At 70.3% G+C, this 22,028-nt stretch carries 19 protein-coding genes; 10 read left to right on the top strand and 9 right to left on the bottom strand.

The genetic code is table 11. The annotated features are described in order from the left end of the window. The first annotated feature begins 22 nt into the window (after positions 1–22). Entirely contained in the window at positions 23–883 is an 861-nt protein-coding gene (locus IEY73_RS22440; protein ID WP_189081263.1) for a hypothetical protein, read from the top strand. Positions 884–911: 28 nt separating this feature from the next. Here IEY73_RS22440 and IEY73_RS22445 read toward each other — a convergent pair whose 3' ends face one another. From IEY73_RS22445 to IEY73_RS22455, 3 genes are read right to left on the bottom strand one after another with little or no spacing between them, the layout of a single operon-like run. Further along, positions 912–5,804, bottom strand: a complete 4,893-nt coding sequence (locus tag IEY73_RS22445; RefSeq protein ID WP_189081264.1) for a DNA repair ATPase — start codon at positions 5,802–5,804, stop codon at positions 912–914. After that, positions 5,801–7,813, bottom strand: coding sequence for a flotillin family protein (locus IEY73_RS22450; RefSeq protein WP_189081265.1), 2,013 nt, complete (start codon positions 7,811–7,813; stop codon positions 5,801–5,803). The genes IEY73_RS22445 and IEY73_RS22450 overlap by 4 nt, the downstream gene beginning before the upstream one ends. Positions 7,814–7,873: 60 nt before the next feature. After that, on the bottom strand, positions 7,874–8,464 hold the full coding sequence (locus IEY73_RS22455) for an OB-fold-containig protein (protein WP_189081266.1): 591 nt from the start codon (positions 8,462–8,464) through the stop codon (positions 7,874–7,876). Between the two features lie 264 nt (positions 8,465–8,728). Between IEY73_RS22455 and IEY73_RS22460 the strand changes: the two genes are divergently transcribed. Beyond that, a complete protein-coding gene (locus tag IEY73_RS22460; protein ID WP_189081267.1) occupies positions 8,729–9,928 on the top strand; it encodes a UDP-N-acetylglucosamine 2-epimerase in 1,200 nt (399 codons plus the stop codon). After that, positions 9,928–10,299, top strand: a complete 372-nt coding sequence (locus IEY73_RS22465; RefSeq protein WP_229716048.1) for a hypothetical protein — start codon at positions 9,928–9,930, stop codon at positions 10,297–10,299. The genes IEY73_RS22460 and IEY73_RS22465 overlap by 1 nt, the downstream gene beginning before the upstream one ends. 34 nt (positions 10,300–10,333) lie before the next feature. On the opposite strand, the gene IEY73_RS22470 is transcribed toward IEY73_RS22465, so the two are convergent. Both IEY73_RS22470 and IEY73_RS22475 read right to left on the bottom strand, forming a co-directional pair. Continuing rightward, on the bottom strand, positions 10,334–12,010 hold the full coding sequence (locus tag IEY73_RS22470; RefSeq protein WP_189081268.1) for a ricin-type beta-trefoil lectin domain protein: 1,677 nt from the start codon (positions 12,008–12,010) through the stop codon (positions 10,334–10,336). A gap of 88 nt (positions 12,011–12,098) precedes the next feature. Further along, positions 12,099–12,860: a dienelactone hydrolase family protein gene (locus tag IEY73_RS22475; protein WP_189081269.1), complete on the bottom strand. Its 762-nt coding sequence runs from the start codon at positions 12,858–12,860 to the stop codon at positions 12,099–12,101. A gap of 91 nt (positions 12,861–12,951) precedes the next feature. On the opposite strand from IEY73_RS22475, the gene IEY73_RS22480 reads away from it, so the two are divergent. Continuing rightward, positions 12,952–13,512: a TetR/AcrR family transcriptional regulator gene (locus tag IEY73_RS22480; protein WP_189081270.1), complete on the top strand. Its 561-nt coding sequence runs from the start codon at positions 12,952–12,954 to the stop codon at positions 13,510–13,512. A gap of 19 nt (positions 13,513–13,531) precedes the next feature. Here IEY73_RS22480 and IEY73_RS22485 read toward each other — a convergent pair whose 3' ends face one another. Next, positions 13,532–14,155, bottom strand: coding sequence for a TetR/AcrR family transcriptional regulator (locus IEY73_RS22485; RefSeq protein WP_189081271.1), 624 nt, complete (start codon positions 14,153–14,155; stop codon positions 13,532–13,534). A gap of 844 nt (positions 14,156–14,999) precedes the next feature. On the opposite strand from IEY73_RS22485, the gene IEY73_RS22490 reads away from it, so the two are divergent. Together IEY73_RS22490 and IEY73_RS22495 are read left to right on the top strand one after the other, a co-directional pair. Beyond that, positions 15,000–16,598 (top strand): tetratricopeptide repeat-containing diguanylate cyclase, encoded by a 1,599-nt coding sequence (locus IEY73_RS22490; protein WP_189081272.1) that lies wholly within the window; start codon positions 15,000–15,002, stop codon positions 16,596–16,598. Positions 16,599–16,746: 148 nt separating this feature from the next. Then, positions 16,747–17,517, top strand: coding sequence for an SAM-dependent methyltransferase (locus IEY73_RS22495; RefSeq protein ID WP_189081298.1), 771 nt, complete (start codon positions 16,747–16,749; stop codon positions 17,515–17,517). 69 nt (positions 17,518–17,586) lie between these two features. On the opposite strand, the gene IEY73_RS22500 is transcribed toward IEY73_RS22495, so the two are convergent. After that, positions 17,587–17,934: a hypothetical protein gene (locus IEY73_RS22500; protein WP_189081273.1), complete on the bottom strand. Its 348-nt coding sequence runs from the start codon at positions 17,932–17,934 to the stop codon at positions 17,587–17,589. After that, a complete protein-coding gene (locus IEY73_RS33290; RefSeq protein WP_194505939.1) occupies positions 17,921–18,079 on the bottom strand; it encodes a hypothetical protein in 159 nt (52 codons plus the stop codon). The genes IEY73_RS22500 and IEY73_RS33290 overlap by 14 nt, the downstream gene beginning before the upstream one ends. 329 nt (positions 18,080–18,408) lie before the next feature. Here IEY73_RS33290 and IEY73_RS22510 point away from each other — a divergent pair, with 329 nt between their 5' ends. Then, positions 18,409–18,645, top strand: a complete 237-nt coding sequence (locus IEY73_RS22510; RefSeq protein WP_189081275.1) for a DUF397 domain-containing protein — start codon at positions 18,409–18,411, stop codon at positions 18,643–18,645. Positions 18,646–18,739: 94 nt separating this feature from the next. On the opposite strand, the gene IEY73_RS22515 is transcribed toward IEY73_RS22510, so the two are convergent. Beyond that, entirely contained in the window at positions 18,740–19,633 is an 894-nt protein-coding gene (locus IEY73_RS22515) for a Sco1979 family transcriptional regulator (protein WP_189081276.1), read from the bottom strand. A gap of 267 nt (positions 19,634–19,900) precedes the next feature. On the opposite strand from IEY73_RS22515, the gene IEY73_RS22520 reads away from it, so the two are divergent. The 3 genes from IEY73_RS22520 (at position 19,901) to IEY73_RS22530 (ending at position 22,003) form a co-directional block, all read left to right on the top strand. Beyond that, positions 19,901–20,242 carry a hypothetical protein gene (locus IEY73_RS22520; RefSeq protein WP_229716049.1) on the top strand — a complete coding sequence of 114 codons (342 nt, stop codon included), beginning with the start codon at positions 19,901–19,903 and terminating at the stop codon, positions 20,240–20,242. 124 nt (positions 20,243–20,366) lie between these two features. Next, positions 20,367–21,611, top strand: a complete 1,245-nt coding sequence (locus IEY73_RS22525) for an FxsB family cyclophane-forming radical SAM/SPASM peptide maturase (protein ID WP_189081277.1) — start codon at positions 20,367–20,369, stop codon at positions 21,609–21,611. A 41-nt stretch (positions 21,612–21,652) separates the two neighbouring features. Next, the gene (locus IEY73_RS22530) at positions 21,653–22,003 is read left to right on the top strand and encodes a winged helix-turn-helix transcriptional regulator (protein ID WP_229716050.1); all 351 of its coding nucleotides are present in this window, start codon (positions 21,653–21,655) and stop codon (positions 22,001–22,003) included. The last annotated feature ends 25 nt before the right edge of the window (positions 22,004–22,028 follow it).

Here is a 22,028-nt window from a genome sequence, read left to right on the forward strand (position 1 = left end):
TCCTGACGGGAGGACGGGTGACGTGCGAGGCGGACTGGACGACGCGCTCGACAAGCTGGCGCGCCGCGATGAACTTCGCCGCCGCGCCGCCGGCGAGGCGACCGGCGCGCTGCCGGCGGTGAACGAGCTGGTCGAGGCCATTGCGGGTGTTGTCGGCCGCAACCCACGGCTGGAGGTGACCGTCGGCGTCGAGGGTGTGGGCGAGCCCACACTGCTGCACTTCTACGTCCAGGACGGCGTGGTGCACGTCAACGCGGACAATTCCGTCGCCGCCCAGGCACCCGAGGCGGAGCCCGACTCGGGCCGGCGTGCCGACTTCGACATCGATCTGGAAGATTCCCCGGACGAGCCCTACTCGGCGCCGCCCGCGCACTCCGCGCCTCCGGCATACTCCGCGCCTCCGGCGTACTCCGCCCCGCCCGGCGGATACGACGCGCCGGGCGGATACGACCAGAGGGACGGCTCCGCGGATCCCACGCGCCGGCTCAGCTTCGACGACCGGGATCGATACGACCCGGGCACCGGATACGACACCGACGCGTACCCGTCGCAGCCGACCTCCGCCCAGCCGATGTCTGCCCAGCCGATGTCGGCCCAGCCCGCGTCCGCGCAGCCGGACCCGCACCCGTTCGCGGCCACGCCACCGCCCGAGGTCCCTCCCCAGCCCCCGCGCATCCAGCCGGAACACCACTGGGCGCCGGAGGAGCCGTCGGCGGCCGAGCGCGCCGAGGGCGGCGGGACGCAGCGGGGCGGCATGCCGCAACCGCTGCGTGAGCCGATCCCGCTGGAGGTGGACAGCGAACAGACCGAGAAGGCGGCCAAGCGTCTCGCCGCGCTGCTGCGCGACAACCCCACCCTGCTGCGCCAGTCCCCACCCGAGTAGCCGTCCCGTCGCTGTGCTGCGGTTCCGCTCAGTGACCGCCACCGGCCAACCGGGTGATCGCCGTCTCGATGCCGGACACCCGGTCCGCGAGCAACCCCACCGCGCCGACCGCCCGGACTATCGGGTCGCCGTCCGCGCCGCCGAGCGCCTGTTCCCGCCGGAACGCCGCCTTCACCTCGTCCCACCGTTGCGCCTGCTCCGCGCCGAGCCGCCCGCGCAGCTCCGCCAGCTTCAACAGGTTGGCCTCGGCGCCGCTGGTCAGCGTCTGCGCCTCGCCGAGATAGTGATCGTCGATCAGGGTTTCCAACTCGGCGTCGTTCATCACCGGCACGATGCGCTCGGCCAGCTTGTTCATGTTGCGGTAGGAGCCCTGCAACCGGAACGGCGGCTCGGTGCGCGCCGCGTCCGACTGTCCCGCCGACGCGATGTACGCCCTGTTGTTGCGCAGCACGACCCGCTGCACGTGACGCATCTTGCGCAGCACGGACAGGATCTGCTCCAGCTCGACGGCCGAGTACGCGTGCCCGAGACGGTCCGGGCGCACCGACTCGTCGCCCTCGGCCAGGCGGATCAACAGCGGCACGTCCTCCCGGTCGCGGGCGGACAGCGGTGCGAGCACCGGGTTGGAGGTGAGCGCGTTCTCCAGGTAGGAGAGCTCGAACAGGTCCTCCCGCCCGGCCAGGACGTCACCCAGGTTCCACACGTCCGCGCGGTTGGCGAGCATGTCCGGCACCCGGAAACGCTGCCCGGTCTCGGTGTACGGGTTGCCGGCCATGCACACGGCGAACCGCTTGCCCCGCAGGTCGTACGTGCGGGTTGAGCCCTCCCAGACGCCCTCCATCCGGCGCTGGGTGTCGCACAACGAGATGAACTTCTGCAGCAACTCGGGTGAGGTGTGCTGGATGTCGTCCAGATAGAGCAGCACGTTGTTGCCCATCCGCAGGGCGAAGGAGATCTTCTCCACCTCCTGCCGCGCGGTGGCATCCGGCGCCTCGGCCGGGTCGAGGGACGTCACACGGTGTCCCAGCGCCGGCCCGTTCACCTTGACGAAGACCAGCCCCAGCCGGTTCGCGACGTATTCCATCAGCGTCGTCTTGCCGTACCCGGGCGGCGAGATGAGCAGCAGCAGCCCGGACTGATCGGTGCGCTTGGCGTCGCCGGTGGCACCCAACTGCCGTGCCAGGTTGTCGCCGATCAGCGGCAGATAGACCTCGTCCAGCAGCCGGTTACGCACGAAGGCGTCCATCACCGCCGGGCGGTATTCGTCCAGCCGCAGCCGGGACCGTTCGGCCGCTACCAGCGCCGCGCGACGACGCTGATATTCCCGGTACGCCGGGACCTCGACGTCGCGGAAACGACCGGTCCGGGTCAGCAACTCGTCCAGCCGTACGCTCATCCGTCCCTCGGTGATCCGCGGGTGCACGCCGAGCAGTCCCTCGACGGTCGTGGTCAACGCGGCCGACGAGTCGTACCGGTCGAGTCCGGTCCCGGTCATCTCGACCGCGACCGCCTCCACGAGATCTTCCGCCTCGCCCGCCGAGGGATGCGCCGCCCGGAAGGCGGACAGCCACGCCTCGACCAGTTGGCGTCGCGCCGCCGGATCGGCGTCCAGCGCGCGCAGGTCGTCCGCGTACTGCCGGGCCGCGGGTGCCTGCGCCCCGCCGAGTGCCCGGTGGAACCGGTCCAGGAAGGTGCGTACTGCCGCGCTCGTGACGAACCCGGCTTGCGGCACTGCCAACTCGTCCACCAGGTAGTCGCCGATCGCCGGGTCCGCGGGGACGCCGAGGCCGGTTAGGTACGCCCCGGCCGCGTCGCCCAGTTCGGCACGCAACGCGACCATCGCGGCTCCGGCCGAGCCGAACGTGTCCCGCGCCCGCACCAGCGACCCGGCACGCAACGTCCAGGTCGCCCGCTGGTCCGCCGGGGCCCCGAACGCCCAGAACAGTTGCGCCCCGGCGCGTACCGTAGGGCGGTACCGCAGCAGTCCGGCGCCCGCCTCCAGGCGCAGTAGCGCACCCAGGATCAGGGTGGCGTCGGCGTCGTGCACGCCCCGCTCATGTCCCTCGTCGAAGCGCGCCTCGGCACCGCGCCGCACCAGGTCACGCAGCGTGCCATCGGTGAACGCCGACCGGCAGCCGTCCGGGTCCGCGGCGAACAACGCGGCGGCCAGGTGCTCGGCGCGGTACACCGCCGGGCTCTCCGAGATCAGCGGCCGGTCCCAGAACTCCGCGGTGGACGCGAACGTCTCGTCGGCGACGGGGGCGCGGTAGTCGGTGCCGGTGACCGCGAACGCCAGCCGGTCGCCGTCGGGCACCATGGTCAGCTCGATCGGCTGCGTGTTCACCGCGAACGCGTGGCGGCCGAGCCGGATGGTGTGCCCGCCGTCGGCGTACAGGTCGTGACGGTCGCGCAGGGACCGGCCGGCTTCCTGCCGCGCCGACTTGATCCGCCCGTCCAGCTCCTCGGCCCGTACGCCGTCGCCGAGCTCACGCAGTTCGGCCGCGACCGACCGCAGTTTCGCCACCATCGGATCGGTGGCGAAGTAGGTGTTGACCTCCTCGATCTCGTCGATCGTGGCGACCCGCCGCCGGACGCTGGTGAGGATCCGGTCCGCGGAGGCGACCAGCCGGTCCGCGCGGCGCGCACGCTCGTCGAGCAGTGACTGGCGGCGGGCGGCGAACGCTTCCGAGATCTCCGCACGCTTGCCGGTGAGCCGGTCCAGGAAGTCGTCGAAGTCCCCGAAACGGGATTCCAGGGACTCCACCTGAAGCATCAGGCGCCCGAGTTGGTCATCGCACGCCTGCGGGGTGTCGGCCACCGCGAGCGCGCCGGTGATCGACTGTCCGAGCAGGGCGAACTCGGCGGCGAACGCGGCCCGGCCCTCGGTGGCGGCGAGCTCCCGGCGGCGAGCGTCCAGGGTCGCCCGCGCACGGTTCAGCCCGCCGACCACCTCGCCCAGGCGTTCCAGGATGGTGACCCGGACGGTGGCGTCCGCGATGTCCAACCCGCCGACGATCTCGGTGACCGCCTGCAGCCCGTCGGACTGTTCGGCGATGTGCCGCTCCACCGGCTCGGCCGCGGCCACCGTCTGCACCGCACGTGCCCGGTCCGCCAGTGCCTCCACCTCGGTCAGGTATCCGGCCAGCGAGTCGGGTTGCTGGAGGAACGCCACCGCACCCCGGCCGGCATCGTCCAGTTCGGAGTCCAGCGAACCGGCCAAGTCGTCGAGCCGTGCGGTGTCGACGTAGCGCATGTCCCGCAACGTGACCACCCGACCCTGGGCGTGCCGCAGCGCGGCCAGCCGACGGATCCACGCATCCGCGTCGGTCGGGGTCTCGCCGCGGGTCCGCCGGATCAGCGAGCCGACCGCCTCGGCCGTCTCGTCCACCGCGGCCGCGGCCTGCGCGGTCAGCGACTGGACGGTCTCGAATTCCTCCAGCACCTGTGCCGCGGTGGCCCGCACGTCGACCAGCGGGGCGCGCAGATCGCCGAGCTCCGATTCGCCCAGCCAGTGGTAGTGGTCGAAGATCCGCGTGCAGGCGGCGACCATGGCCTCGTACACCGCGCCGGACGGGGTCATCTCGTCGGCCATCCGGGACACGGACAGGCATTCGGAGATGCCGCGGACCAGCTCGGCGTTGCCGATCCGCTCCAGTGGCCCGGTGCCGGCCGGCAGGGACGCCGCGTACGTGTCCGACACGTACGGCGTCTGCCAGACCTGCATCGGATGCACCCGGGACGGCTCGTCGGAGGTGGCCCGGAACACCACCAGGGTGCCGTCGTCGAACAGCGAGTAGCCGTGACAGACGATCGGGCTGGCCACCTCCTTGCGGATCAGGTTGTAGTTCAGCAGCAGGTAACGGCCGTCCGCGCGGGCGTGGAACACGAACATGACGTCCTCGCCGTTGACCGAGCGCAGTGACCGCTCGAACTCCAGGTCGGACACGTTCGCGTCGAACGTCTTCGTGACGCCGGTGGACAGGTAGTACCCGCCGGGGAAGATGATGCCGTGGTCCTCCGGCAGGCGGTGGCATGCCTGACCGATCCCGTCGAGGCGCACCACCTCCTTCGTCCGGATGTTGAACACCAGGTGGCGCCAGGCTTCCTCCTTGTACGGCCGGATGCGTAGCAGGATCAGCGAGCCGATCCGCGCGTACCGGACGTCGGCATCGGCCAGGCTTTGCAGCGGCTCGTCCACCGGCTCGGCATAGACCCCCGCACCGTCCGCGGTGTTGTTCTCCACCTTGACGGTCAGCGTGCCGCCGACCGTCTCGACGAAGACCTCGTCCTCGATGGAGATGTGCGGATGCCGCCCCTGCACGTGCTGTTCCCGGGTGGTCTCCACCCACTCGAAGTCGTGCGCCGTCGGGAACACGTGGTCCCGCTCGCCGCGGGCGTCCACATAGCTCACCTGGCCGGTCGCGTCGACCTTCCAGCGCAGCACCCGCAGATCGTCGGCGCGCGGTCCGGTCTGGAACACCGCCAGCAGCAGACCTTCCAGGCGGCGCAGTTGCAGCAGCTTCGCTTCGCGGTAGTAGCGGTACAGCTCGGCGAAGTCGCGCTGGAAACCGGAATCGTCCAGCAGCCCCCGCACGTCGGCCGCCGGGTCGAACCGGAAGGCGTCGCCGTCACGGGCGAAGCCGTGCACCGCGAACACGTCGTCCACCGACGTCTGCGAGCGCAGGCCGATGAAGACGTTGTAGCCGAACAGCATCGCGCCGCCGACCTGGGCCACGTCCCGGGGCACGCAGTTGTTCTCGGTGCGGATCCGCTCGGTGCCGATCAGACGCAGCTCGGTGCTGCCGAAGGTGGTGACGCGCCGTTCGTTGAGCGCACCGGCCCGGCGGGCCAGCTCGGCACACTGCTCGCCGAGCCGGGCTCGCAGAACCTCGTATGTGCCCGCGTCGAGCGTGGCGGTCACTTCCCGGTGCCGTTGATCGCCAGCTTCTTCTCACCCAGCCCCATCGCATCCACCATGGCGAGCAGTTCGCGCAGGCGGTCCGCGTCCTCCTTACCGGACGCGCCCTTGATCTGCTGCAGCAGGTACGCCGAGAGGGTCAGGTTGCTGACGTCCGAGGTGCTCACCGCGCCCAGCAGCTTGCCCAGGTCCTGCGGCAGCGAAGCGCTGCCGTCCAGATAGGGCTGCGCGAGACCGCCTGCCACGGTCGAGTTGGCGACGAACCCGTCCACGCTCTTGCCCAGCGCGATCGAACCCATCAGCTTGTCGAAGAAGACGCTGTCCCCGCCGACGATGTCGATGTTCGCCTTGGACAGGCCCGTCGACACCACGCTCGCCTGCGCCTCCGCGACCTGCCGGTGCACGTCGATGCCGGCCAACCGGATCTCCTTCTCCGCCTCCAACCGCAGCCGGTACTCCTCGTGCTCGCGGGACGCCTCGTCCAGCGCGGCCATCGCGGCAGCCTTCTCGGTCAGCCCCTCGGCTTCGCTGCGCAGCTTCTCCCGCATGCCCTCGGCGGCGGCCAGCGCCTTCTCCCGGTCCACCGCGGCCTCGGCGCGGCCCACCTTCTCCACCGCCTCGGCGCTGCGCTCGTCCACCTGCACCTGCGCCAGCCCGGCCGCCGCGGATTCCGCCTGCATGCCCTCGGCCAGCCTGATCTTGGCGCGCGCGTCCAGCTCCGCGGCCTGCTGCCGGGCCTCGGCCAGGGCCGCCGTCTCGCGAGCCTTGTGCGCCGCTGCGGCCTCCGCCGCCTCGGCCGCCTTGATGTCCTTGACCAGGCCCTCCTGCGCCTGCGCCTCGGCCGCGATGATGGTCGCCTGGCGGGTGCGCTCGGCTTCCTCCACCATCCGCAGGCGCTTGATGTTCTCCTCCTGCTCGGCGACCGTCTTCTCCACCGCGATGCGCTCCCGCGTCACCTCGGCCATCGCCCGGCGCTCGCCCTCGACCTCCTTGTCCTTGGCGATCGTGGACAGCTCCACCTCCCGGTCCCGGCCGACCACCTCCAGCATCCGGTCCTTCTCGATGCGCTCGGTCTCGATCGCGATGACCCGCTCGCGGTTCTTCTCCGCCACCGCGATCTCGCGGGCCTGGTTCTCCCGCTGGACGCCCAGTTGCTCATCCGTGCGCAATGCCGCACCGTGCGCCCGCAGCCGCTCCTGCGCCTGCACCGTCTCGATCTCGGCGCTCTCCCGCGCCCGCATGGTCTCGATCTCGCGCTGCTGCTTGATCTCCGCGTCGGCCTGCCGGCGCTGCAGTTCGAGGATCGCCTCGCGGGCGTCCACGTCCTGCCGGGTGATCTCCTTCTCCTCGTTGCGCCGGTAGTCGTTGGTGCGCACCGCCTCGATCGCGGTCAGCTCGGTGATCTTCCGGATGCCCTGCGCGTCCAGGATGTTCTTCGGATCCAGCGAGTGCAGCGGCGTCTGCTCCAAGAAGTCGATCGCCGCGTCCTCCAGGCTGTAGCCGTTGAGGTCCGTGCCGATCACCGCGACGATCTGGTCGCGGAAGTCGTTGCGCCGGGTGTAGAGATCGACGAAGTCGAGCTGCTTGCCGACCGTCTTCAACGCCTCGGAGAACTTGGCGTTGAACAACTCCTGCAGCGTCGCCTCGTTGCTGGCCCGGTCGGTGCCGATCGCCTGCGCCACCTTGATGACGTCCTCGACGGTCTTGTTGACCCGCACGAAGAACGTGATGCGGATGTCCGCCCGGATGTTGTCCTTGCAGATCAGACCCTCACGGCCGGTACGCGTGATCTCGATCGTCTTCACCGAGATGTCCATCGTCTCGGCCTTGTGCAGCACCGGCAGCACGACGGCGCCGGTGAATGTCACGTCCACGCGGCGGACCTTGGAGATGATCAGCGCCTTGCCCTGCTCGACCTTGCGGAACAGGCGGCTCACGACGAACAACACGCCGAGAGCGATGAGAACGATGACGGCAATGAGGATGCCGAGCCCGGTGGAGATGACGTCCATCAATGGTCCTTTGTGGGGTTGAGCCGGTGGTGAATGAGAGAGAAGTCGACGAAGCAGCCGTCACGACGACGACGGCGGCGTGTCCGGACGCAGGGCCACGTCGGCCGGCACGACCCAGAAGAACTCCCCGTCCGGGTCGACGTCGTAGAGCAGTGCCACGGTCCCCGCGCCCAGATCGTCGTGGCCGGCCTGGCGGACCTGCACCAGGGCGGACGAGCCGTCCCGGGCGTGCACCTCGGCCTGACCGAAGGCATCGGTCACCCGGCCCGTGCGAATCACGCAGGTCAGGCCGATGAAGTCGGCGCGCGACGGCGCGGTGCCGGTGGGCCAGACCCGTTTGAGGCCGGTCAGCGCGAGCCTGGTCAGCAGCCAGGCCGCGACCAGCGCGGCGAGCAGCACGAGCCAGCCGGCGACGGGCAGTAACTGGGTGCCTGCCAGGCTGCCGAACCAGGCGAACGCCACGAGCAGGGACACCACCACCGGCACGGGCACACCGGCCAGGCCGGCGAAGCCGAGGGCGTCGGTGTCGATGTCGGCATCCGGGTCGGCGCCACCGACGATCACCACGATCCAGTAGCCGACGACCACGACGAGCAGCGGGGTGAAGACGATCGTGGGGAAGCTGAGCACCGCGTCGACGAACCCGCCCATGCCGCTCGCCCCCTCCTGTAGAACCTGATCATCGCAGGTCCACGCAACTCCGCCGGCCCCGGCACGACTGCCGCCGGATGCCTCCCGGTCTCCGCCCTGGTGCGTGGTCTGGGCTCGCCCGTTCAGCCAGATTCGCCGGGCGGACAGGCCCAGCGCCCTTGATCTTCGCGACGACAGCTACTTAGCGTCACTGAATCCCTGTTGTCGTCGGCGATGAGCACGCTGGGTGATCATCACCGGCCCGGCCGCGTCTCGGAGAGTTCCATGCCGCCCAGAGAAGTGCACCTCGTCGGCGGCACACCGTGGGAGGCGATGCTGCTCGCTCCGGTGGCCGTTGCCCTGCGCGACGCCGGCCTGCTCGAACCGGTTCTGGTGATCTGCGGCCGCCGGCTCGCGGCCACCCGGCGAGTGCTTGCCGCCTTCGGCCTGTCGCCGGACGTACGGGTGCCGCCGCCCGCGCCGGTTTCGGTCGACGCCGATCCACGCGGTGTCATGATGCAGCGGCTCGACGCGTTGTGGGCGACACGCACCCCGGCGGCCGTCATCGTGCCCGGCCGGGCCCTGGCCGGGGAGGCCGCCCCGACCGGCCTGGCGGCGGCGCTCGCCGCGCACTGGCGACGCGTCCCGGTGGTGCAACTCGACGCCGGGGAGCGCCGCGCGGATCTGGCGGACACGCTTGCGGATGACGCCGACCGGCGGCTCGCCGCCCAGGTGACCACGATCCATCTGACCGCTACGCCGAACGCCGCCATGAACCTGCTCGACGAACGCGTGCCGGCCGGCGACGTGCTGGTCACCGGCAGCACGGCGGTGGACGCGGCGGTCGCCGTGGCCGGTCGCAGGCTGCGGTACGAGACGTCCGCGGTGGCCACCGCGCGGAGCGGTCCGGCGCGTCCACTGATGCTCGTCGTCGCCCGTCATCCACAGACCCGTGGCGCGGCGTTGGAGGGCGTCCTGACCGCCGTCCGGGCGTTGGTCCAGCGGCGTACGGACATGGAAGTCGTGATGCTACGGCCGCCCGGTCCGGCGGCGCGCGAGCATGCCGGTCGGCTGCTGGGCGACCTCGACCGGGTCACCGTGCTGACCGCCCTGTCGCATGCCGACCTGTGCCGCCTGGTGAGCGAGGCGTCCCTGCTGGTCAGCGACGTCGGCGACCTGGTGCCGCTGGCGCCGTCGTTCGGCGTACCGGTGCTGAGCCTGCGGTGGAGCGACGACCTGCCGGAGGCGCTGCACGCGGGGTGTGCCCGGCTGGTCCCGTGCGAGACGGCGCAGATCGTCGCGCACGCCGACGATCTGTTGGACAGCCCGGTGCGGCGCGACGCGATGACCGCCGGCGGCAACCCGTACGGCGATGGGCTGGCCGGGCGGCGGGCCGCACAGGCGTCGGCCGCCCTGCTGGGTCTCGCCGCCCCGCCGGAGCCGATGCCGTCGCCGGGCACCGTGCCGTTCGGGGCGACCGCCTGATGCCCGCCGCGAAGCACCGCATGGGGGTGGTCGACTTCTACGTCGGGTCGTGGATCGCCGACGACCGCGGCGGTGTGCGCCGGGTGCTGGCCGCGGACGTCGAGGTGGAATGGAACCTGGACGCCCCGGTCGACGACGAGGAACTGGTGCAGACACTGCACCGCATCGCGGTCTTCGCCGACACGGTGGAAGTGGTCTCCCGGGCCCCGGCGCCGGACGGTGTGGCGCTCGTCTACGACATGGTGGCGCCGTTCGGCACCGCACGGATGGCGGAGTTCCTCACCGTGGCGCACGGACGGATCACCGAGGTGCGCCAGGTGTACGACCTGGTCGCGGTGGACCGGTTCTTTCCGGGCCTGTACGACCAGTGAACCTTGTCAACCGCTCAGCGTTCCTGGATGCCGCTCAGCGCTCCTGAATGCCGCTCAGCGGTCCGGGGTTGAGGCTGCGCGGCGCGTTCCACTTCTGAATGCCGGAGCCGTCGCAGTCCGTCGCGATCGCCTCGCTCCACCCCGAGTACTGGTACGCCAGACCCAGCGACCCGGCCGCTTCCAGGCAGTGCCCGTACGCGTCCACCACCTGGTACGAGTCGGCGAACAGCGGCGCGTCGGCGTACACGGTCCACTGCAGGTCCTGACCGCCGACCGAGCAGCGATCCACCCAGACGTATCCGCCGTTGATGCCGGGGCTCTGCAAGCACCACGTCTGGCCGGTGTAGGCGCCGTTGGTCGGGACCGTGTAGATCTGCCCGGTGGCCCGGTAGTCGCCCGCCGGGATGGCCGGGCCGGTCCACTTGTGGTTCCAGTAGACGTCTCCGGTGAAGGTCTGCTTGCACGGGTACGTGATCAGCGCGGGCGCCTTGCCCCGGTCGAGGAACCAGCGACCCAGCGGGTCCTCGTTGGTCAGGTCGAGGCAGCGGCCGTATTCGGCGTAGTTCACCAGTTGGCCGGTCCCCACGCCGGCCGCGCCGGCGCCGGCCGAGGCGTCCGGCACGAACGCCCGCCCGGTGACTCCGGCCCGCCCGCAGAAGCCGCCGCTCTGCAACACGATCTGGGTGTAGACCGCGCCGGGGCTCTCCTGGCTCAGGCAGAATCCGTTGCGGTTGGTGCCGTCCGAGGTCGACCAGTACGTCTGGGCGTTGACCTCGTAGCTCCACTGCTGCCGCGGGCTGGCCGACGCGGTGCACGCCTGGAAGGTGACCGCGGCGCCGTTCGCCGGGGTTTTGGGGGCGGTGATGCACAGCCCGTACGGGGTGCCGGCCCCCTTGGTGGTGCGCGACTTGGACAGGGACAGGCTCAGGTTCCGCGGGTAGACGAACTTGACCTGGTCCTCGTCGCTGTCACAGGGCACCGCCCAGACGTAGTGGCCGACGCCGGGACCTTCCTTGTCGCCGACGCACAGCGTCCCGTTGGTTCCGGCGATGACGACCCGGCCGCCGGGGATGGTTTCCTGCGTGGTCCGGAAGGTGTAGGTGGCGTAGAGCGTACGGCTCGCCGTTCCGGCCGTGCCGGTGGAGCGGAGCAGGCCGAACAGCGGCACCTGCTGGAGGATGCCGTCGTTGCAGGCGACCGCGCTCTGCACCGCGTCGTTGATCGCCGGGACGTCCGCCTTCTTGTTGGTGCCCAGCGACCTCAGCAGGGTGTTCACCGGCGTTCCGGCGGTGAGCTGGTTGAGGTTGGTCAGCTCGCCGAGCGGGCCGAGGGTGTTGACCATGCCGGACGGATCCACCAGGAAGTATCCGATGGTGGTCGAGTAGTCCGGCTGACCGGAGGCCGCCGACGCGTTGATCCGCTGGTCGCACCGCGGCAGCTTGTTGAGCACCCCGGTCACGCCGACCGCCGCGGCGCGGATCTTGGCCAGTCCGGCGTCCAGTCCGGCCTGCGCGGCGGCCACCGCGGCCACCCGGTCGGCGGCCCGCTGGCTGTCCTTGATCTGGCCGACCACCAGGACCGACAGGCCGGCGCTGAGGGTCACGCCGACGAGCGTGACGAGAAGGGCGAGCGGCATCGAACCGCCGTCGTCCGGGCCGGGACGACGGCGGCGACGCCAGGGGTACGCGAACGTACCGCGACCGGCGAACATGGGGCCCTCCTCGGCGGCGTGCGGGCGATGGTTCTCAAGTTCGCCTATCGGCAGGAGGGCGCCGGACCTGAGCCCGACCGGCCGGGTGTCAGCCGGCCCGCACCGGCATGCGCCGGTCCAGCAACTCGAACAGCCGTTCCCAGTGACGCTGCTCGCCGGCCTCGTGGTGGGAGGCCGTGTCGGACATGGTGAAGCCGTGCGGGGCGCCCTCGTAGACCTCCGAGGTGTGCGTCACCCCGGCCTCGCGCAGCGCCGACTCCAGGGCGGCGATGTGCTCCGGGGTCATCGAGGAGTCGTTGTCCGCATGCGCGAAGTACACCTCGCCGGTGATCTGCCCCACCGCGCGATGCGGGCTGTCCGGCGCGTCACCGACGACCCGCCCGGCGTGGAAGCTGGCCAGCGTGGCGATCCGGTCCGGGTACGCCTCCATCGCCTTGAGCGCGTTGGTGCCGCCCATGCAGTAGCCGACCGCGGCGACCGGCCCGTCGGCCACGTCCGGCAGTCCCTGCAGGTAGTCGAGGTACGCGCCGGCGTCACGCACGATGGCGGCGGTGTCCAGTGCCTGAATCTGGGGCATGATCTTCTGGAAGATGGTGCCGCGCCGCTCCGGGTCGTCGATGCCGGACAGATCGACCAGCGGTGCCCGGCCCGCGCGGTAGAAGAGATTCGGCACGAGCACCGCGTACCCCCGGTCGGCGATCCGCCCGGCCATCTCCTCCAGGCGGGGGCGCAGGCCGAAGGCGTCCATGAAGAGGAGCACGGCGGGGTTCGGGCCGGCACCCTCCGGCAGGATCAGGTACGCGTCGGCGGTGCCGTCCGGCGTCGAGATGTCGACCGTTGTGCTACGCATGTGCGGTCTCCCTAAATTCGACCGAAAATTCGCGTCAGACCCTAGCACCGAAATGGGGAGACGTCCCCGTTACGGTCGGTACGCTGTCGCCATGGCCGGAGCACGACTGCGCGCGGACGCCGAACGCAACCGGGCGGCGCTGCTGACCGCCGCCCGCGAAGTGTTCGGTGAGCAGGGGCTGGACGCTTCACTCGACGAGATCGCCCGCCGGGCGGGCGTCGGCAATGCCACCCTCTACCGCCGCTTCCCGACACGCAAAGATCTGATCGCCGCGGTCTTCGCCGACCAGAAGGCCAAGCATCTGGAACTCGCGGAGCACGCCCTGCAGGAGCCGGACCCGTGGACCGGGTTTCTCCGGTACGTGACGCGACTCTGCGAGTTGCAGGCCACCAACCGCGGACTGTCGGAGCTGCTCGGCGGGGTGGAGGGCATCGACGACGAGCGGCTGACGCAGTTGCGGACCACCTCGCAGCGCCGTGCCACGGAGGTCATCCTGCGCGCCCAGCGCGCCGGACGACTGCGGGTCGACTTCACCCTCGGCGATCTCGGGCTGCTGATGATGGCCAACGCGGGCGTGCTGCACCGCACCGACGACCCACAGGCCTGGCGCCGGCAACTCACGCTGCTGATCGACGGCCTGGCGACGCGCTGAGCCCAGGCCGCCCGGCTTCTCAGGCGAAGCCTCGACCCGCCTCGGCGAGCGCCGCGCGGACCAGTTCGGCAAGGGTGACGTCCGCCGGCCGGTCGAGCCACAGGTCCAGCGAGACACGCATCGCCATCAGGAATGTCGCGGCGGTCAGCCGCGCGCGCACCCGCAGCGGATCGTCGTCGGCCGACCGTGCGGTCACCGCGGCGGCGAGTTCACGTTCCCAGGTCGCGAAGGTGCGCAACTGAGTCGCGATCAGCGACGGCTGGCTACGCACCATGCGGTTGCCGGCCACCCATTCCGGGTCGAGATCGCCGACGTGCAGATAGAACTCCTCGGCCGCCGCAGTCAGAGCCTGCCAGGGCGTCTCGTGCGCGGGCCGGCTACGCACAATGTCGAGCAGCGCCCGCATCCGCTGATGCTCGCCGTGCAGCAGCGCCTCATCCTTGTTCGCAAAATAGTTGGAAAAGGTACGTCGGCTGACCCCGGCGGCGTCCGCGATCGCCTCCACGGTGACGCGGTCCGGACCATGCTCCATGGCAAGACGCAGCGCAGACTCGTGGAGCGCCTGCCGGGTCGCGGCCTTCTTCCGCTCGCGCAGGCCCATCTTCCGCTCGCGCAGGCCCAGCTCGGCACCGGAGGCAACCATCAGACCACGATAGCCGTGCGGCACCGCCAAGCAGCCGGAACCTCACGCACCCCACCCCTTGCGCATCGGCCCCCGCCCGCCGTCTCCGTGCCCCGCCCGCTCCCGCCCCGCCCGCTCCCACCCGGCCCGCTCCCACCCGGCCCGCTCCCACCCGGCCCGCTCCCACCCCGCCTCTCCCACCGCCCCGCCCGCTCCCGCGCCGCCCCGAGGGGCCACCCAGTCCCACGCGACGATCTTGGAGATTCGGTGGTCGATATGTCACCTTATGCCTGAGGTGCCGGACCACAAACTCCATGATCGGCACACAGGCCGCACCCCAGCCCGTCGATCTTGAGCTTTACGGTCGGATAAGTCGGGCTTGGCGGGGTGAATCCGGCACAGGATGTCCTAGATCGGCGAACGGGGACGACGGACGGGGGCGAGGGGCGGCGGACGACGGACGACGGGCGGCGGACGACGGACGACGGGCGGCGAACGGGGACGGCGGGCGAGGGGCGGCGGACGACGGACGACGGACGAGGGCGGCGGGCGAGGGCGACGAGCGGGGTGGGGCGGGGCACGGGGACGGCGGGCGGGGGCCGACGCGCGAGGGATGGGGGTGGGCGTGCGGGGGTGGGGCAGGGTGGCGGCTTCGTGCCCGCTACGTGCTGGTGACACCGTTCCGTCCGCAATCCGACCCCCTCCGGCCGGTGCAATATGGATCACGTGTGCGATTCTTGATGCGAGATGCTTACTCAGAGCTAGCGTGCCGAGACGGAGAGCATTACCCGCGACGGGATCCCGCAGTTTTCTCACACCGAGCCGCCGGGTGTCGATGGAGTGCGGTGAGTGGGAGGGGTAGCCGATGGAAGATCCGGTGGACGACGCCGAGCAACTGTCCGTTGCCCTGCTCGAAATCGAGGACGCCGTCGTCTGGGACGCCGTTGCCTCACTCGACCGCGCGGTCGTCATCGAGCAGCAGGCCTTGCGGCTCGGTGACGAGATGCTCGCCGCGCGTGCCCGGCTGTGCCAGGCGAACATGTGGATGCGGTCCGGAGACGTCGCCACCGCCGCGCGTCAGATCAGCAAGATCCATCAGTGGGCGATCGACCACGACGCGCGGCGCTTGCAGGCTCGTACGCACCTGGTGTGGGCCAACATCCATCGGCACCTGGGTGACGCGGCGCAGTGCCTGGAGCATTCCGTGCTGGCCGTGGAGCTGCTGGACGATCAGGCCACCCCGCACATGCAGATCTGGCATCGCACCAAGCTCGCCGACGCGCTGGGCCTGAACAACTCGCTGGAGGCCGCGCGGCAGCGGTACGCACAGGCGGAAGGTCTGGCCTACGAACTCGACCAGCCCGACCTGTTGATCATGCTGCTGAACAACTGGGCGTACTGCGAATATTCGGCCGGCGCGCACGAGGGTGCCGAGGAGGTCGCCTCGCGGTTGCAGGCGCTCGCCGCCCGGCACGGGCACCAGTTGGAGCCGAACGCGCTGGACACCATCGGGTCGATCCAGATCGAGAACGGGCACTTCGCCGAGGCGGAGCGCACCCTGCAGATCGGCATCGCACGGTACGGCGAGGGCCGGTACGAGGACGCCGACGCCCTGCCGGAATACCTGCTGACCCTCGCGCAGGCGCAGCGTGGTCTGGGTGCCACCGACCGGGCGCAGCAGAGCCTGGACCGGTCTCGCGCACTGTGTCTGGAACGCGACCTGGGCGACGTGCTGGTCCGGGTGCAGCAGGAGCAGGCCGAGTTGCACGCCGCACGCGGCGAGTTCGCCGAAGCGTTCGCCGCACACAAGGTCTTCTTCGCCTCGTTCAAGCGGTTGCAGTCGCAGCAGCGGGAGGCTCAGGCGCGGACCCGGCAGGCGATGTTCGAGGCGGACGAGGCGTTGCGGGAGGCGGAGCGCTTCCGCGAGCAGGCGCGCCGCGATCCGTTGACCGGCCTGCGCAATCGTCGTTTCGTGGATGAGGAACTGCCCCGGCTCCTCGACGCCTCCGAGTCCTTGACGGTGGCCATCGTCGACCTGGACCACTTCAAGCGCATCAACGATCAGCTATCCCACGACGTCGGAGACCAGGTGCTGGTCCAGGTGGCGAAGGTGCTGGAGACCGAGCTCACCGCGGTGGCGCCGGACGGCTTCGTGGCTCGGCTGGGCGGCGAGGAGTTCCTCATGGTGCTCCCGGGCGCCACCCTGGGTGTGGCCACGGTACGCCTGGACGGCATCCGCCGGGCGGTGGGTGGATACGAGTGGAACGGCATCACCCGCGGCCTGCCGGTCACGGTCAGCGTCGGCGCCGCCGACCTGTACAGCGCGCCCGCGCCGACTCAGGCCGACCTGCTGTCCATAGCGGACCGGAACCTGTACGCGGCCAAGCGGGCCGGCCGCGATCGGGTGATCTCCGCCATCCCGGAGGCTCGCCACCTGTACCGCGATGGGGCATCCGCCGCTTGAGGGATGGCGGTTCCTCGTCTGGGCTGAAGACTAGGCTGGGCGTCAGCGACGGACCCCCACCCGTCGAGCGGTCGAGGGACAGGAGGCGGTCGTGCAGCCAGACGGTGACGTTCCGACGTCGGCCGAGGCCGTGCATCCCGGGGCGAACATGACCGTGCCCCACTCCGCTCGGATCTATGACTACTGGCTCGGCGGCAAGGACAACTTCGCCGTGGACCGCGCCGTGGGCGACGCGATGGCGAAGGCCATTCCGGGCATGCGCTACATGGCCGGTGAGAACCGCAAGTTCGTCCATCGAGCGGCCGAGGACCTGGTCGCCGCCGAGGGCATCCGGCAGTTCCTCGACATCGGTACGGGCATCCCCACCCGCCCGAACCTGCACGAGGTTGCCCAGTCCGTGGCCCCGGACACCCGCGTCGTCTATGTGGACAACGACCCGCTGGTGCTGGTGCACGCGCGCGCCTTGATGGTGAGCACCGGCCAGGGGCGCAGCGAGTATGTCGCGGGTGATCTGCGCGACCCGTCGTCGATCCTGCACGAGCCGGTGCTGACCGCCACCCTCGACCTGACGAAGCCCGTCGGCCTCACCTTGATCGCGATCCTGATGCTGCTGTCCGATGCGGAGGATCCGTGGTCTCTGGTCGCCGAACTGCGCGACGGAATGCCGTCCGGCAGCCTCCTGGCGATCACCCATCCGACCGCCGATTTCAATCCCGGCGAGGTGTCGCAGGCGGTCACCGCCGCCACCGGTGCGGGCATGACGTTGGTGGCGCGCCCGCAGGAGCAGGTGCGCCGCTTCTTCGGCGACTGGGAGATGCTGGAGCCGGGCTTGGTCCCGGTGTCCGCCTGGCGTCCCCGGGAGCCGGTGGCGGATCCGCAGGCCGCGTACTACTGGGCCGGGGTGGCCCGCAAGCCCTGACACGCTTGCCTCCTTGGAGGCCGGCCGGGCGGCCTGGCACGGGGGAGCCCGACCGCCCGGCCGGGGTCCTCAGGGCCGCAAGCGCGGCCGTTTCGGTGGCGGCGGCGCCGGCAACTGCCCAGCGCGCACCAGGACCTGACGGTGCGCTCCGGTGCGCCCAGCCGGGTCGATGACCACGCCTTCCACTTCAAGCCAGAGGTCTCCGTCGATCGGGACCGGCTTGTCCCACTGCACGTGACGCACCAGCAACGTCAGCGGCCCGACGCCGTAGCAGTAGTCGGTCTCGGCGAACCGGCGCACCGCTCCGCGGGGCACTCCGCGGTGCAGACGCCCCTCTCGGATGATCGGGGCGGACGCCGACCAGGGGCCGGCCACCCGGTGTCGTCGTGCGCAGCGGACGGCGTCACTCACCCGCATCGGGCTCACCGTCCTCCGTGTCCGGCGCGGGCGGGTTGGCGGGCCGGCTGAGCGCATAGCGCACGCCCCCGAACCGATGCGTCACGGTGCTGGCGCGCGTCGACGCGGCTTGCACGTCGTCGGTGGGCGCTTCGTCACGGTGCATGAGCGGCGGGTTCCCTTTCCGGGCGGCGTCCAGGGCGTGGGGGTCATTGGGGTCAGGGTGCTCGGGACCGATGTTGGGAACCGACATGGTCAAGCCTCCGCTTCGGACCGCCCCCGCCAGGGAGCCCGGTGCGCAACCGAGTGGTCACGCAAAGATGTCACCCTCAGTGACACACTTTCGACATGGTACGTGCGTTATCATGCTCACAATCATGGGATTTCGCAAGGCCAGATGCACGTGCATTTGCACGCTACGTCTCCTGGTGGAAGCACTGTGATACGAACGGCTCTGATCGATCGCCGATCGGAGAGGAACTGAGGGAGCTTCGGATGAGCCACATTGTTAACGGCATGGCCGCCGGACAGTTGCACGGCGTGACATGGCAGAAGAGTGGCCGTAGCGGGCCGAACGGTAATTGCGTGGAATGTGCCGCCCTCCCGGGCGGCGGAGTCGCGATGCGCAACTCCCGGGACCCCGAAGGGCCGGCACTGATCTACACGCCGGCAGAGATCGAGGCGTTCATCCTTGGCGTGCGTGACGGGGACTTCGACAACCTGCTGAGCTGATCAACCCATCTCGGCCGCACGGCCGATGCCGGCAGGCCCGCCTCTGGCCAGGCGGGCCTGCCGGCCTTTATCCGGCAGGGATGCCCGCCATCGCTCAGGCGGGCCGACCCACCTCATTGAGCAGGCCTTCGAGGATCTCCGGCGTCCGGTTCGGAGGCTCGGCATCGATGCAGACGCGCTCCATCGCGATCGCGTAGTGATCCACATCCTCGCGTTTGTCGAGGTAGATGGAACTGGTCAGGTGCTCGACCCAGACCACGTCCGGCAACTCCGGTTCCGGGAAGCGGAAGATGGCGAAGGAGCCTCCCGCCGCGGCATGGCCGCCGGCGTGGAACGGAATGATCTGAAGCCGGATGTTGGGCCTGCGAGAAGCCTCGATCAGCTCCCCGATCTGAGCCTTCATCACATCGACGCCACCGATCGGACGCCGCAGCACCGCCTCGTCGATGACCGCCCACAACTGCGGCGACTCGTCACCGCGGTCGAGGATCTGCTGACGCTGCATGCGCAGTTGCACCCGGCGCTCGATCTCGTCGGCCGGCACGCCGGCGTGGCCGAGAAGCATGATCGCTCGGGCGTACTCCGGGGTCTGCAGCAGGCCGGGGACGAACTGGATCTCGTACGTCCGGATGAGTGACGCCGCCGCCTCCAGGCCGAGGAAGGACTGGAAGCCCGGCGGCAGGATGTCGCTGAAGTGATGCCACCACCCCGGGCTGTTCGCCTGCCGCGCGAGGGCGAGGAGCACCTCGCGCTCCTTCAGGTCCGCGACGCCATAGAGGGTCAGCAGGTCGGCGACGTCCCGCTCCTTGAAGCTGACCCGGCCGAGCTCCATCCGGCTGATCTTGGAACCGGAGGCACGGATCTCCCACCCGGCGTCCTCGCGGGTGATGCCCCGGTTCTCCCGCAACCGGCGAAGTTGCGCACCGAGCAATATGCGCAGGACCGTAGGGCCGCTGCTGGGCGACTCCTCCTGCGTACCCGTGCTCACCTGACTCCTTATGCCGCGAGCTGCGATTCAACGACTTGCCGAACGAGATCCTCTGCATCCTAGGCGGAGATCGTCACCCACGAAACGGATCGTCACCCCAAAAACACGATCAGGCGCACGAGCCGAATGCACGTGCATGCGACCTTGCGAACGCATGTGTCACGGGGGATGATAGCCCACAGGCACGTCATGGCCCGCTGACACAGCGTGTCGAAAACTTCGGCCTTACGGCCGACGTGATCGCCCGCGCGGCTGACCCTCGTGATCTTGGAGGCCATTCCGATGTCCACACCGACCATCGCACCTCTGCACCGCGACCCGGCCGACGTGGCTCCGGCGGACAGTTACCACAAAGCCGACCGCGTCTGGGTTTACCGAGGCGGCTGGCACGCCGGGATCATCGAGTCCTCGTCTGCCCTAGCCGTCACGGTCACCTACCGTCCGGGCGAAAACCGGGGCACCGGCGTCGACACCTTCATGCCGTCTTATGTGACGGCCCGCGCCGACGAGGACCCGCTGGACCGGCCGGCCGGACGCGCCACCCGGCGCGGCTCCACGGGCCAGCCGTTCCCGGTTCGGATGCCGACCACCGACCAGCTCTCCGCATGACGCAACATCTCACCGCCGATGGGTGCAAGACCGTCCAAATGAGGTATTCGGCATAGAGCAGATAATCCGCCCAGGCAGCATGCCCTGAGCGGATCGCCACGGGGTGGCCCGCCAGAATGAGGTCATGGCCGCTGACATCGAGGCCGACCATGTCGCTGTGTGGCCGCACCGCACCCTGGATCTCGCTGGGGCCCGTCGCGCGGGCTGGCGGCCGACCGCCATTCGCGAATTCGTCCTCAAGGTCCATCAGCGCTGCAACCTCGCATGTGACTACTGCTACGTCTACGAGATGGCGGATCAGAGCTGGCGGGATCGGCCTGCCATCATGCCGCCGGAGATCTGGCAAGCGGCCGGGCGGCGCATCGCGGAGCACGCCGAGCGGTTCGGCCTCGACGGCGTCACGGTGATCCTGCACGGCGGCGAACCCCTGCTCGTGGGCGCGGACCGCCTCCTCCGCATGATCGGTGCCCTGCGGGCCGCGATGCCGCACGGCTGCGAACTGGCCGTCGGCATGCAGACCAACGGCGTACGTCTCGACGACGGCATGCTCACCCGGCTGGCCGGCGCCGGCGTGCGGATCGGGGTCAGCGTCGACGGCGACGCCGCCGCCCACGACCGGCACCGGAGGTTCCGCGACGGCCGTGGCAGCCACGACGCCGTGCGGAGCGCCCTGGCGCTGCTGGGCGAGGACCGGTTCCGGGCCAACTTCGCCGGGTTGCTGTGCACGGTGGATCCGAGACGGGACGCCCTGACGACGTACCGGGAACTGCTCCGGCACCGACCCCCGGAGATCGACTTTCTGTTGCCGCACGCCAACTGGGGCACTCCCCCGGAGCGTCCGGACGGCCCCGGCACGGCACCGTACGGGGAATGGCTGGCCGCCGTCTTCGACCGTTGGTACGGCGCGCCGCGCCGGGAGACGGGCATCCGACTCTTCGATGACATCATCGCCTTGGCACTCGGCGGGTCCGGACGCTCCGAGCAGGTGGGCCTGAGCCCGGTCACCGTCGCCGTGGTGGAGTCCGACGGCGCCATCGAACAGGTCGACTCGCTGAAGAGCGCCTACCCGGGCGCCGCCGCCACCGGGCTGGACGTCCGAACTGACTCCTTCGAGGCGGTGCTGCGGCATCCCGGCGTGATCGCCCGGCAGATCGGCGCGCATGCCCTCGCCGACTCGTGCCGGGCGTGCCCGATTCATCGAATCTGCGGTGCCGGACACTATGCACACCGGTACACCCCGGGGACCGGGTTCCGGCATCCCACCGTCTACTGCCCCGACATGACGGTCTTGATCGGACATATCACGGAGAGACTGGCGGTGGACGTCACCCGTCTGCGGTCCATCGTCGCGCCGGGCCGAACCACCTGATGTGCCCTGCTGCGGCGGCGTCGCGGTGTTACGTTTTAACAGTGGGGCACCCGCAGCCAGAGATCGTCCGCGGCCACCAGCAGTGTTGCCGAGTCGACGCGTCGCTGTCGCGTGCCTTCGAGTTCCTCGGGCGGCGCTGGAACGCCGCGGTGCTCGGGAGCCTGAAGTCCGGGCCTGCCGGCTTCCGGGAGCTGTCCCGGGCCATCCGCGGGGTGAGCGATTCAGTGCTCTCCAACCGCCTGTCCGCCCTCACCGCCGCGGGGCTCATCACCCGGACCGTCGACGAGGGGCCGCCGGTCTCCGTGTCGTACGCATTGACCGAGGCCGGGCACGCCCTGATGCCGGCGCTCGACCAGATCGCGAACTGGGCGAGCGAACACCTGCCGCGCTGAGCCGACACGGCCCGGTGATCCATTT

Source organism: Mangrovihabitans endophyticus (assembly GCF_014646155.1).
Classification (GTDB): domain Bacteria; phylum Actinomycetota; class Actinomycetes; order Mycobacteriales; family Micromonosporaceae; genus Actinoplanes; species Actinoplanes endophyticus.

What these genes read in the sequence shown, in the direction of transcription:
- IEY73_RS22475 (WP_189081269.1), bottom strand. Translation starts at nt 12,860, where the DNA reads ATGCGTAGCACAACGGTCGACATCTCGACGCCGGACGGCACCGCCGAC.
- IEY73_RS33290 (WP_194505939.1), bottom strand. Translation starts at nt 18,079, where the DNA reads ATGCACCGTGACGAAGCGCCCACCGACGACGTGCAAGCCGCGTCGACG.
- IEY73_RS22490 (WP_189081272.1), top strand. Translation starts at nt 15,000, where the DNA reads ATGGAAGATCCGGTGGACGACGCCGAGCAACTGTCCGTTGCCCTGCTC.
- IEY73_RS22450 (WP_189081265.1), bottom strand. Translation starts at nt 7,813, where the DNA reads ATGGACGTCATCTCCACCGGGCTCGGCATCCTCATTGCCGTCATCGTT.
- IEY73_RS22510 (WP_189081275.1), top strand. Translation starts at nt 18,409, where the DNA reads ATGAGCCACATTGTTAACGGCATGGCCGCCGGACAGTTGCACGGCGTG.
- IEY73_RS22525 (WP_189081277.1), top strand. Translation starts at nt 20,367, where the DNA reads ATGGCCGCTGACATCGAGGCCGACCATGTCGCTGTGTGGCCGCACCGC.
- IEY73_RS22460 (WP_189081267.1), top strand. Translation starts at nt 8,729, where the DNA reads ATGCCGCCCAGAGAAGTGCACCTCGTCGGCGGCACACCGTGGGAGGCG.
- IEY73_RS22455 (WP_189081266.1), bottom strand. Translation starts at nt 8,464, where the DNA reads ATGGGCGGGTTCGTCGACGCGGTGCTCAGCTTCCCCACGATCGTCTTC.
- IEY73_RS22495 (WP_189081298.1), top strand. Translation starts at nt 16,747, where the DNA reads ATGACCGTGCCCCACTCCGCTCGGATCTATGACTACTGGCTCGGCGGC.
- IEY73_RS22500 (WP_189081273.1), bottom strand. Translation starts at nt 17,934, where the DNA reads ATGCGGGTGAGTGACGCCGTCCGCTGCGCACGACGACACCGGGTGGCC.
- IEY73_RS22485 (WP_189081271.1), bottom strand. Translation starts at nt 14,155, where the DNA reads ATGGTTGCCTCCGGTGCCGAGCTGGGCCTGCGCGAGCGGAAGATGGGC.
- IEY73_RS22465 (WP_229716048.1), top strand. Translation starts at nt 9,928, where the DNA reads ATGCCCGCCGCGAAGCACCGCATGGGGGTGGTCGACTTCTACGTCGGG.
- IEY73_RS22470 (WP_189081268.1), bottom strand. Translation starts at nt 12,010, where the DNA reads ATGTTCGCCGGTCGCGGTACGTTCGCGTACCCCTGGCGTCGCCGCCGT.
- IEY73_RS22480 (WP_189081270.1), top strand. Translation starts at nt 12,952, where the DNA reads ATGGCCGGAGCACGACTGCGCGCGGACGCCGAACGCAACCGGGCGGCG.